Below are 11,999 nucleotides of genomic sequence, written 5' to 3'. Positions count from 1 at the left end.
GATAACAGACAATCTGTGCCCTATAAATGGATTTATGCGGGTTGTGCTTGAATTTCTCGCACTAATAATTGCAATGAGAACTTGCCTCTAAACTCGTTTATATCGAGCTGATACGCCAATCTGGCGTATTGTGCAGCTGTATTTGGCCAAGCTTTTACATCAATGTTAAAGGCAATGGCATCAACTAACTGACCTGAGCTGTGTTTTAGTACCAATTTTAGGTGTTTTTCACCGACAATACGCTGCTGAATGAGTTCAAATACGCCTTCAAATACAGGTTCAGGGAATTGCTGACCCCAAGGCCCTGCTTGCTGAAGCAGTTGCGCAAAGTCTAGATTGAAACAGGTCGCAGGCAACTCACCATCAGTCAGAAGCACACTTTGCTTATGCTCTTCGGTCAAAATCGCACTGGCGGCATCAGTAAACGCCGTTTTAAAACGTTCAAAGTCACGCTCTAAAATGGTTAAACCTGCCGCCATAGCGTGACCACCAAACTTAGCAATTAGGTCTGGGTGCTGAGTGTTAATTTGCTCAAGTAGGTCACGCATATGCAACCCTTCGATAGAGCGACATGAGCCTTTTATTTCACCCTCGTCACCTTGTGCAAAAATAATTGCCGGACGGTGATAACGCTCTTTCAAGCGCCCGGCTAAAATACCAATCACCCCTTGGTGCCAATCGTCTTGATACAAACAGACAACATCAGGCACGCTTTGTTGTGCCGATACCAAGCGCTCCAGCACGGCTTGCGCTTCTTGCTGCATGCCCGCTTCAATTTCACGGCGTTCATGATTAAGTGCATCAAGTTCGCCCGCAATACGCCTTGCTTGGTTGATGTCTTTCGATAACAAACAGGCGATACCTAGACTCATATCATCGAGTCGGCCAGCAGCATTGAGACGCGGCGCGAGTGCAAAACCAAAGTCACTAGCAGATAAACGCGCTGCGTTGCGTTTTGCCACTTCAATCAGTGCGGTGATCCCCGGTCGGGTTTTACCACTACGAATACGTGCTAGGCCCTGATAAACCAATGTGCGATTATTGGCATCGAGTGCCACAACGTCAGCAACCGTGCCTAGTGCAACAATATCGAGTAACTCTGCTAAATTTGGTTCAGGTTGTTGAGTCGTAAAATATTGCAGCTCACGAAGACTATGACGCAGCGCCACCAGCAAGTAAAACGCCACACCCACACCCGCAATGCTTTTTGAAGGGAAATTACAACTATGCTGATTTGGGTTGACGATGGCATCGGCATTAGGCAGTTGCTCACCTTGCAAGTGGTGGTCTGTGATAAGCACTTTAATACCGGCATTTTTGACAATCTCAACGCCACTGATACAAGAAATACCATTATCTACGGTGATCACTAAATCAGGCGCAATAGTAACAATTTGCTCTGCCAACGCAGGGCTTAAGCCATAACCCAAACTAAAGCGGTCTGGCACAAGATAATCGACATGCTGGAAACCAAACAGTGCTAACCCTTCCATCAGTACTGAGGTACTGGTTGCGCCATCAGCATCAAAGTCACCCACGATTAATATTTTACTTTGCAGTTGCAATGCTTCGACCAACAAAGCACAGGCCTTATCCATATCTTTGAATAAGTTGAAATTTAATAAGGTGCTAGCACGATTGTCGAGCTCAACAGGGTCGCTAACACCACGAGCTGCATAGATTTGTTTAATTACAGGATGAAGATGCGCAGGAAGATGGCTGTCATCCACGCGCTCACGTGTTGCTATCACGGTTTGCATTTATTCTTTTACCCTTATACCTGCTCTTAATAATACTGAATTAAGAGGATAAGCATTAAAACGTTAAAACAAAGATTTAACAGACAACAAAAAAAGGCCCTTAGGCCTTTTTAATAATACGGTGATTATAGCGAATTTTATCGCTTATGACTTCTTACCGTCTAACGCTTGCGCCAATGCCGCTGCTGGTTGGTAACCAGGAATAATCGAACCATCTTCTAAAATGATTGCTGGCGTACCAGAAATGCCAAAGCTCTGACCTAACTGGTAGTGCTCAGCCACAGGTGCAGAACAATTTTTAACTTCTGCCACTTCTTCACCCGCTTTTGCCTCTGTTAATGCTTTTGCTGCATCTTCAGAACACCACACATTCATTAAGTCTTTGTAGCCCTTGCCACGTAAACCACCACGAGGGAATGCAAGGTACTTAACTGTGATACCCGCATTTAAGTAATCATCTAATTCACGGTGTAACTTACGGCAGTAGCCACACGTGATATCTGTAAATACTGTAATTTGATGCTTTTCGTTTTCAGCTTTATAAACGATCATTGAGTCTTCGTACTCAGTTACGCCGTCTTTACGAACACCACTTAAAGCTGATTCAGTTAAGTTTTCACGATTCTCAACATCGATCATCGTACCTTGAACCAGGTAACGACCATCTGGACTTACGTAAAATACGCCTTTGTCAGTTAAAACCGTACTTAAGCCAGCGACTGGGCTATCTTGAATTGCTTTAACTGTTAAGCCTAAGTTATTTAACTGAGTTTCGATTGGGCTTACTGTTGTTTCTACTGCGTCAGCTAAAGGAGCAGTCACTTGCTCAGCCATTGCGCCTGTAGATAACGCCATTGCTGCAGCTAAAATTAACTTTTTCATTCTGTTCTCATAAATTTCGTTGCTACCCAGTATGACCGGATAAATTCAAAAAAATTCCATCACGCACGTGGATGATGTTCTTGATGCAGCGATTTCAATCTTTCACTCGCTACATGGGTATAAATTTGTGTCGTCGATAAGTCGCTGTGGCCTAAAATCATTTGCACGACTCGTAAGTCTGCACCATGATTCAACAAATGTTTTGCAAAGGCATGACGTAACGTATGTGGCGATAATGGCGACGTTATGTTTGCCAAAATAGCATAGTGTTTGATTCTATGCCAAACGTCTCGCCAATTTCTAGAGTATTAAACCCACAGAAAATATTTGTAAAACCCAAAATGTCACATAAGCTTCATATTTCCACAAACATTCATTTAAGAAGGAACTCTTATGAAATTTTTTGTTATACCACTCTTATTGCTATTTTTAATGCCTCTAAGTTCAGAAGCTAAACCTAGCAACTTCTATGAAGCCGTTATTTGTGATGATTGCAGCTATGTTGAAGCTAAAAAGATAGCCCAGCGATTTAAATATCAACCTCAAATGCAATGTCGTAACGATGTAGGCAATAATTTTGAAGATATTGTGCATGAACAATGTTGGTCAACCCCAAAAAAGCTGGTCATTCACGATGTTCAACAAGATAAAACCTATGCTTTTAAAGTGGGTCATAATAATCAGGGCCAGCCTAGATATGACTTAACCCCATATGTTCAAGACCTAAACAATATTCCAAATGAAATACGTACATTACTGACTAGTACGACCAATGGCTATAAAGTACTCACAAATGTAACCCGTAGTCTTAATCGTAACTTTAAAATCAATACGTACACCTCTTCTGCTAACACATCTCAATCAATTCACCCCATTACTGATGAAAACTCAGTGGGAATAATGAGTAGCTGTGCCAACAGCCCTGAGATGAAGGCGATGAATTTAGCTCATAACCTAACAGCAAAAGCAAACATTCAAGTTGAAGCGAATGATAAAGTTGTAATAGATGAAAACTTTAAAGGCACTTTTCAATACATAAGAATAATAGGAGCCAACTTTGAAGCTTCTTTAAGCTCTTTTGGTATTGGCGGAACTGTTGAGTATGTCGACAAAACAAAAAACGTGATTACTGATTTTACGTATAAATCTGAATATTATGGCCAAGGCAAAAAGAACCAAGTTGTTTTTGACCTAAAGTTAATTGATGGTTGGGTTAAAGTCTCTACAAATGAAAGAGCAACATCTATTGGGGGGTACCCGCTAGGTATTCTCAGATCAAGTGGTGGTAAAAATGGTATTTTAAACGCAAATTCTTTTTCAAAATGCTTAGCTGAAGCCATTGATAAAACCTTTGCAAAGACAGTTTCTAGCCCAACAGGAAACAAATATTCAACCCCTGATGACTCTGGGTATACAGGACCGAGCTTAAATCACTATCCTTTAAGTGGAGGGGGTGACGGAGGCTCGTTTTGTAAGCACACTTATTACGATTTACATGGAAATGAATTGTTTTCTTTTGAGGGCCCATGTCCTAGCGACTAAAAGTGTTAACTCATATTGCCAGATTTATATAGTTACTCTGGCAATATTTACCCTAAGCTTTAAGCTCTTGGATGATGTTCTTGATGCAGCGATTTCAATCTTTCACTCGCTACATGAGTATAAATTTGTGTCGTCGATAAGTCGCTGTGGCCTAACATCATTTGCACGACTCGTAAGTCAGCACCATGATTCAACAAATGTGTTGCAAAGGCATGACGCAACGTATGTGGCGATAATGGCGACGTTATGTTTGCCAAAATAGCATAGTGTTTGATTCTATGCCAAAAAGTTTGACGAGTCATACCTATCCCACGTTTTGATGGGAAAACAAAGTCAGTGGCATGCTTAATCATTAAAGCACGACCTTGCTGAATAAATAGCTCTATCCAGTGCTGCGCTTCTTCTCCCATCGGCACCATGCGCTCTTTACCACCTTTACCACGCACTAACACCACGGCTTGGCGCAAATTAATTTGCTCCATACGTAAACCCACCAGCTCAGTGACACGTAAACCTGTTGCATATAATAGCTCTAACATGGCTTTGTCTCTAAGCCCCATAGGGTCTTCAACATTAGGCGCATCAAGTAAGGCTTCGACTTCGTTCTCGGTGAGTGTTTTAGGGATTGCCTGCCCAGTCTTTGGTAATGCGATATTGACCATAGGTGATGCTGAGATTTTTTGCGTCTTCACCCAGTGCAAGTAAAAACGTTTTAACGCACTGATCGCTCTGGCGGTGCTACGAGGCTTTAAACCCAAATCGACTCGGTGCGCCAAGTATTGCTCAATATCTTGTTGCGTTACTTCAAGTAGATTCTCTCTACCTTGTTCTGCTTTCATAAAAGCATCGCACTTTTCTAAATCGGTGCGATAAGCAGCTAAGGTATTTTCACTCAAACCATGCTCAAGAAAAAGCACATCGATAAATGCTTCTATCACATCTTCTTGCTCGGTTATGTCATTTTCAAAATCTGCTAAATCGCTCACTGGTCGCCTGTATCAATTTAAAGTGTCATCAGGTAAAATTTGCCCCATCATATCAGCCTTATAAGAAGTGATAAACCGCATGCAAATTGGCTTATTCTATGGTTCAACCACCTGCTATACCGAAATGGCCGCTGAAAAAATTCAAGACATCATCGGCAAAGACACCCTATCTATGTTCAACATTAAAGATGTGAACTTAAAAGACGCTGAAAATTTCGATTTTTTAATCTTCGGCATCTCGACATGGGACTTTGGTGAACTACAAGAAGATTGGGAATCAATCTGGGACGACATCGAAAACGTCAACCTAGCAGGTAAAACCATCGCGCTATTCGGTATGGGCGATCAGCAGGGTTATGGCCAGTGGTTCCAAGACGCCCTAGGCATGCTACACGATAAAATCACACCACAGGGTGTGACCTTTTTAGGCTACTGGCCAAATAGCGATGAATACGAGTTTGAGGCCTCAAAAGCACTGACCGAAGATAAGTCGCACTTTGTTGGCTTGGCTTTAGATGAAGACAGCCAGTACGAAAAAAGTGACAAACGCATTGCTACTTGGGTTGAGCAAGTACTTACTGAGTATAGTGAGACGTTGTAAGAAAAAGCCAAAAAGTTTAGTTGAAGCCGCGTTATTTATCGCGGCTTTTTGTTACGCGAATTTCAAGCATAAAAAACCTAACCAAACGGTTAGGGTTATATAAAAACGGGTACAAATAGGCGGGCTCTGAAACTGTATTAGCGCCACCCACGTGGCGCTCAAGTTCACTTCACTAAATAGTAAAATAAATGACCCGACGTAAAGTCGGTGCTACCGAAGTTTTAAAGTGCGATGCTTTCAACAAATTTCAGGCATAAAAAAACCCTAACCAAACGGTTAGGGTTATATAAAAAGTGGTACCAGTGGGCGGACTTGAACCGCCACGCCCGAAGGCAACGGATTTTGAATCCGTCATGTCTACCAATTCCATCACACTGGCATAATTTTTCTTTGATCTTCTAACCAAGAGAAAATAAAGAAAAACCACTTTGAGCTCAGGCTTTTTTTCTATGCCCTCATCTCTGTGCAAAACACTATACAAACATCCCCTAGTGGGAGCAAGCAATTTTTTTATTGCTTCATTTAACTGCTGATATTTTAATCGCTTAACTTTTATAAACAGCAGTTTCGCCATTTTCATTGGCTTTGTGTAAAATAGCTGCATTATTTTCTTATTTAAGTGTTGGCTAAGATGTCTGAATTTCCTCGCGCTGGATTAATGCGCCGACTTGCTTCTTTAATGTATGACGGTTTAGTCGTGATCGCGTTTGCTATGCTAACTACCGTGGCTTATCTGCTCATTATTCAGGGCTTCATTTCACTAGGTATGATTTCATTAGGCGATCATGAAGATGTGTCTGCACTGATTCAATCCACTCCTCTGCTATACGGTCTTCGCAGTGTATTGTTAGTTTTAGTCAGTATGGTTTTCTTCAGCTACTTTTGGACTAAAAGCGGTCAAACCATTGGTATGCGAGCATGGCGTTTAAAAGTTCAAACTCCCGACGGTCAATTACTGTCTTGGCCGAAGGCCATGGCGCGTAGTTTATTCGCATTATTAGGTTTAGGTAATTTACTGGTACTCGTCGACTTTAAACAAAAGCGTGCGCTGCAAGATATGATCTGTGGCACAGAAGTATTATTACTAAGCAAAGAAGAAAACAAGCGAGTCTATAACAGCTTAGATTAGATCTAAAAACGAAAGAAACAAAAAAGGCTTCAAATCTGAAGCCTTTTTTAATATTAAGCTAAAGTAATGCAGTTGCTTAACTACCTTTAACTTGTAAGTTAAGAAACTCTGCTAACTTTTCAGGCTGCTGAGCTAGGCCAGCCAATTCCATTGCAAGTTGCGATACCGCTTTGTTTTCGTTTAGTTGCATTGAAATATTTAAGCTATTTAAGCCATTTACAAAGTTCATTAATTCAGACTTTGAATCTTCAGCAAGCGGCAGCATATCTACTTGCATCTGTGCTTGTTGCACAAACGTCAGTTTATCTAATTGAACCGCAGACAGTTGTTTCTCAACAACAGTATCGAACTGACCTTTGTTATTAAACGTAAAGTTGAATGATTGCGGTTGCAGCTCTTGCATTGCCATCATCATTTTACTTTGAAGTTGCAGCTCTTGCTCCATAGTCAGTGGACTTTGAGATTGCAGTTTTTGCGACTCTAGAGACACTTCCATAAATGACTTAGAGTTACCTAACGAGAAGGCCATATCCATAGAGGCAACTTCTCCAGCAACAAAGCCAATGTCGAAGTCGCTTTTACCGCTGGCTTCGTCATACTTTAAGCTTGAAGTGATGTCATAGCTTGCATTTAATAACTCTGACGGTGCCGTTTGCTGTGCTTGCTCAATGAGAGGCTGCGCAAAACGTAAACCTTGTAAATCCATTGATGTATATGGACTAATCTTGTCAGTTTCATAGCCTTCAATGATGATTTGGCTAATCACAGCGAGGTCTTCACCTTCCGGGCCTTTAAACTGAATGTCTTTCAGGCTGACTTCTTGGCTAAGCAATGAGTAATTTGCTTCTTTGTAATCAACAGAAAAACCTGATGTTTCTTCAAAAACAGAGATCTGCTTGGCAATCTCGTTATTTAGTTTTTCATTGGCTTTATATTGAGTTACACCGTAACCCGCTGCTATTGTGCCAATAACAGCAATCGCGATAAGCGGTTTTTTCATGTTTTAACTTCCTGATTAAAATAACGCATCCAGGGCTTCGCTTAGACTGTTCACGCCTATAACTTCCATCCCTTCAATAAGCTCTTTTGGCTTATTGGCATTAGGTACAATAGCACGTTTAAAACCATGTTTCGCGGCTTCTCTTAATCTTTCTTGACCACTTGGTACCGGGCGAATTTCGCCACCTAGTCCGACTTCGCCGAAAACAACCAGTTGTCTATCGAGTGAGAAGTTCTTAAAGCTCGATACCAGCGCGGTGATCAAAGCCAAGTCGGCACTGGTTTCAGACACTTTAACGCCACCAACTACATTCACAAACACATCCTGATCTGACACTTGCAAACCACCATGGCGGTGCAATACGGCTAATAACATCGCTAAACGGTTTTGTTCTAAACCAACGGTAACACGGCGCGGGTTGGCTAGCTGGGAATAATCAACCAAGGCTTGTACTTCAACAAGTAGCGGGCGTGTGCCCTCCCAAATGACCATAACCAAAGAGCCCGGCGTTTGCTCTTCACCCCGGTTCAAGAAAATAGCCGATGGGTTAGATACTTCTTTTAGACCTTGCCCTGTCATAGCAAACACGCCTAATTCATTCACTGCACCAAAACGGTTTTTATTACCGCGTAATGTTCTAAAACGGCTGTCACTACTGCCTTCTAATAAAATAGAACAATCAATACAGTGCTCTAATACTTTAGGGCCCGCCAAAGTACCGTCTTTGGTTACATGACCTACCATAATAATGGCGACTTGATTCTGTTTCGCAAAACGCGTCAAGTAGGCGGCACTTTCACGAACTTGAGAGACACTGCCCGGCGCCGATTGCACATCGCTCATATGCATCACCTGAATTGAGTCAATCACCATGATGCTCGGCTTTTCTTGTAAAGCCAGTTGGCAAATTGTCTCAACATTGGTTTCTGCAAGGGTTTTCAATTTGTTAGTTGGTAGCCCCAAACGGTGGGCACGCATGGCAACTTGTTGCAGTGACTCTTCACCAGTGACGTACAAGGTATTCATCGACTCGGCAAGTAAACACATGGTTTGCAGTAAAACGGTACTTTTACCTGCCCCCGGTGAACCACCGATCAAAATTGCACTGCCGGGAACAACGCCACCGCCAAGCACACGATCAAACTCTTTAAAGCCAGTCGAAAAACGCGGTAAGCTCTCAAGGTTTACTTCATCAAGCGTCTGCACCTTAGCATCAATCATGCCCGCATAGCCTGCCATCGCTGAGCTGCGAGGTGCTGACTTAACACTCGGCACCCTAAATTCAGTGACGGTATTCCAAGCCTTACATTCAGAGCATTGGCCCTGCCATCTGGCAAATTCGGCACCACACTCACTACATACAAATGCTGTTTTTTTCTTTCCCATACTAAGGCACACTTTTTGCTTTAAAATTTGCTGAGTAAAATTATATTCAGTTTTGTCATATAAATCTGGCACTTTACTCATTTATTGCTCAAGAATAAGTTAACTATGTCTAATTATTGTCATAGTATTAACTAAGAAATCTAAAAGAAAATTAATGCCGGTATTTGTACGATTACAAAACACGGTAAGTAAAATGGTTTTATATGGCTGAAGATAAGCTGCAACAATATCAACCTTTGATAGAAGAACTCAAGCAACAGTTAGGCTCGCCTGGCTTTGATGGGCTCTTTGCGCAAAAAACAGCCCACCTGTCTAAGCCAGATCAGTTTTTGATCAAAATGGAAATGTCTCGCCTATCCCAACCTATCGCTCGATTTATCGATTTACGCGGGCAGGTTTCTGGTGAAGTAAAACCCTATATTCACGATGGCAAGCAGCACTTTATGGACGATTTAGCCATCGCTGTTTTTGAGCAAGAGATTGCTAAGCACGGTAAGTATACCCTCGCGGTATATGAAGCAGTCACGCATACCGACAATAACTATAGAGTCATGCAAAAGCGCGCGCAACAACAAGCGCAAGATGATGCTGACACGCCAACGCCCACACTCACGCATGGGGCTAAGTTAATCAAATTCGCTTCTTATGAAAGTCGTATTGAAGAGCGAATGAATTACTCAATCAAAATAACGGTTGAAGTATCTAAGAATAATATTATTTCTGCCAATACATCAGATATTTCCTTAAGCGGTGCGAAGATCAAAGTGCACCCGAAAGCCGTTTTTGAGAAAGGCCAATTACTGAGCATTCGATTAGTAGGACTTGAACAAGATTTTGAGCTTGGCCTCAAAGACGGTATTCAATATGAAGTCGTTGCTGTAGAACCAGTAAATAATGAATATCAATTTGTACGCTTAAAGCGAACATTTGTTGAGAACAATCAGGGCTTTGATGATTTCTTAAATAGCTTCATACACGGTAACAAGCGCCGTTATAAAATCAATTTAGATAACACCATGGATGCGGTTGTGTGCAAAGGCTATGAGCAGTATTATTTACCACGAGTCAGCTCATTGTTTGTATTTCTCAGCAAGGTTAATAACAAACTCATACTCCCTTCAATGGTGCTAACCAACGAAAACAATGCTTTCATTCATTATTACTTTGAAGATGAAAGAAAAAAGTCGTGTTTATATAGTATTTTTAATCAAAAGCGACTGGCCTATTTAAATAGCCTTCATAGCCCAGTAAAAGAGGCGGTGCTGTATACTTTTACTCACTCAAACGGCGGTAAAATTTACTATTATTCGGCCTTTGATTTCGAACTAAAGCAAGAGCCAAGCCTTAATTCGTTATTCTTTGGGTTTGGCGCCCAAAAAGACAGCTGGCGCGCTTTTAAAGTACAGCTCATGCCAAGCTACCATGAAGATGCTTTTATTCCGCTGTCACTTCCTGCCAGTGCCGGCAAGTCGCTCGAAAAATTGAATAAAAGGCCAACACCTCGAGTACAAGGTTTTATTCAAGACGTACAAAACCTAATGCTACTGACTGATATCACAGATCTGCGTCGCACCGCAGAATATAAAAAGCATCAATATGATGCTGGGCAAGTCAATTTACTCAAACACTTTGGCCATGGTAAGTCATCCACTCCGCCAGCATTGGAAGTTGTAGCGCTAGAATATGTAAATCTGCGCGCACATAAACGCTACCTATATAAAACAGGCACCACTTTTCATGTCGACAGCCACACTTTAATCGAAGGCCATACACGTGATTTGTCTGTTATGGGCCTTCAAGTCGAGCTTAATTCTCCCACTGATGCGAAAAAAGGAGATTTAGTTTATATCGACTTGCCAGAATTGCAGAAAATCACCAAGAAACATGATTTAAAACACTTACGCTATCAAGTCATGGCGGTCAGTAAATCAAAAACGATCATTAATTTAAAAGTACATAAGGTATCTGAAAATAAGCACCCAGCTATTGAGTTTTTTACGCAACTCATTGATAAAAACAAAAGCAAGCTGCAAGCCTGTGAAGAGACGCCAAAGATCCCAGGGTTATCTACAGCACTGCGTAATATGATCACCAAGAGTGTGTGCCAGTTTCCTTTATACTTACATAAAGAATCGGCGCACTTTAACATTGGTGCTGTAGGCCGAGGCCTATACTCGACTAAGCTGCACAAAGTTTTAGAGCACTTCAACCAAAGTAGTGATGAACAAATAGAAATCGCGCCGGTTTTCCCTGCTAATTTTATTGAAGATGAACTTTCAGAAGCGCTGCGTAAACAAACACGACAAAATAAGCCGCTCAAATACACTCTATTTATACGCTTTGATCCAGACAAGAAAACCCTAGTTGACGCCGTCAAAAGCCAAGTTTTGAGGGATGAAGACTCACTTGATAGCCTGTTTTTATTTATCAAAAAAGCGCTTAGAAAAGAGATCTTATTTGTATTCCAACTACAGGTATCTAAAACAGGTCGCCCTGATACCGACTACCTAGCAAATGAACTGAAATATGTAAGCCATTATGCACTTCACAAGGCAAAAGATTTAGAAGAATCATTGTGGAATGTAGCAGGAGTCTGCGATCTTATCGATATTACCGATGAAGTGATCCCGACACTTGAGGTTGAAGAGAACTTAATCGAAAAAATGACAGAAAAAAAGCGACTCTGGTTTGAGTCACTTCCTATGTAATTATT

Annotated in this window: 9 protein-coding genes, 1 tRNA gene and 1 pseudogene; 4 read left to right on the top strand and 7 right to left on the bottom strand. The window is 41.5% G+C overall.

Annotated features, from left to right (window positions below):
- Positions 1-32: 32 nt before the first annotated feature.
- From recJ to ACXAC4_RS02440, 3 genes and pseudogenes are all read right to left on the bottom strand, one after another.
- Positions 33-1,760 (bottom strand): single-stranded-DNA-specific exonuclease RecJ, encoded by a 1,728-nt coding sequence (recJ, locus tag ACXAC4_RS02450; protein ID WP_475158756.1) that lies wholly within the window; start codon positions 1,758-1,760, stop codon positions 33-35.
- A gap of 144 nt (positions 1,761-1,904) precedes the next feature.
- Entirely contained in the window at positions 1,905-2,642 is a 738-nt protein-coding gene (gene dsbC, locus ACXAC4_RS02445) for a bifunctional protein-disulfide isomerase/oxidoreductase DsbC (RefSeq protein WP_138562678.1), read from the bottom strand.
- Between the two features lie 59 nt (positions 2,643-2,701).
- Positions 2,702-2,926: pseudogene (locus ACXAC4_RS02440) on the bottom strand (tyrosine-type recombinase/integrase); the annotation flags it as partial.
- A gap of 109 nt (positions 2,927-3,035) precedes the next feature.
- Between ACXAC4_RS02440 and ACXAC4_RS02435 the strand changes: the two are divergent.
- Positions 3,036-4,184, top strand: a complete 1,149-nt coding sequence (locus tag ACXAC4_RS02435) for a hypothetical protein (protein ID WP_475158755.1) — start codon at positions 3,036-3,038, stop codon at positions 4,182-4,184.
- Positions 4,185-4,243: 59 nt separating this feature from the next.
- Here the strand turns inward: ACXAC4_RS02435 and xerD are convergent, their stop codons facing one another.
- A complete protein-coding gene (gene xerD / locus ACXAC4_RS02430; protein ID WP_475158753.1) occupies positions 4,244-5,170 on the bottom strand; it encodes a site-specific tyrosine recombinase XerD in 927 nt (308 codons plus the stop codon).
- A gap of 79 nt (positions 5,171-5,249) precedes the next feature.
- Between xerD and fldB the strand changes: the two genes are divergently transcribed.
- Positions 5,250-5,771, top strand: coding sequence for a flavodoxin FldB (gene fldB / locus ACXAC4_RS02425; RefSeq protein ID WP_475158751.1), 522 nt, complete (start codon positions 5,250-5,252; stop codon positions 5,769-5,771).
- 294 nt (positions 5,772-6,065) lie between these two features.
- On the opposite strand, the gene ACXAC4_RS02420 is transcribed toward fldB, so the two are convergent.
- Positions 6,066-6,150: transfer RNA gene (locus ACXAC4_RS02420), tRNA-Leu, on the bottom strand.
- Between the two features lie 252 nt (positions 6,151-6,402).
- Here ACXAC4_RS02420 and ACXAC4_RS02415 point away from each other — a divergent pair.
- On the top strand, positions 6,403-6,900 hold the full coding sequence (locus ACXAC4_RS02415; RefSeq protein WP_475158749.1) for an RDD family protein: 498 nt from the start codon (positions 6,403-6,405) through the stop codon (positions 6,898-6,900).
- Between the two features lie 76 nt (positions 6,901-6,976).
- Here ACXAC4_RS02415 and ACXAC4_RS02410 read toward each other — a convergent pair whose 3' ends face one another.
- Both ACXAC4_RS02410 and radA read right to left on the bottom strand, forming a co-directional pair.
- Positions 6,977-7,900 (bottom strand): hypothetical protein, encoded by a 924-nt coding sequence (locus tag ACXAC4_RS02410; protein ID WP_475158747.1) that lies wholly within the window; start codon positions 7,898-7,900, stop codon positions 6,977-6,979.
- Positions 7,901-7,915: 15 nt separating this feature from the next.
- Positions 7,916-9,286: a DNA repair protein RadA gene (radA, locus tag ACXAC4_RS02405; protein ID WP_475164036.1), complete on the bottom strand. Its 1,371-nt coding sequence runs from the start codon at positions 9,284-9,286 to the stop codon at positions 7,916-7,918.
- Between the two features lie 203 nt (positions 9,287-9,489).
- Here radA and ACXAC4_RS02400 point away from each other — a divergent pair, with 203 nt between their 5' ends.
- Positions 9,490-11,994, top strand: a complete 2,505-nt coding sequence (locus ACXAC4_RS02400) for a PilZ domain-containing protein (protein ID WP_475158745.1) — start codon at positions 9,490-9,492, stop codon at positions 11,992-11,994.
- The last annotated feature ends 5 nt before the right edge of the window (positions 11,995-11,999 follow it).

The organism is Pseudoalteromonas sp. AWM4_233, from assembly GCF_056158285.1.
The sequence above is the reverse complement of the archived record's forward strand: the minus strand, read 5'-3'. Positions and strand labels throughout refer to the sequence as shown.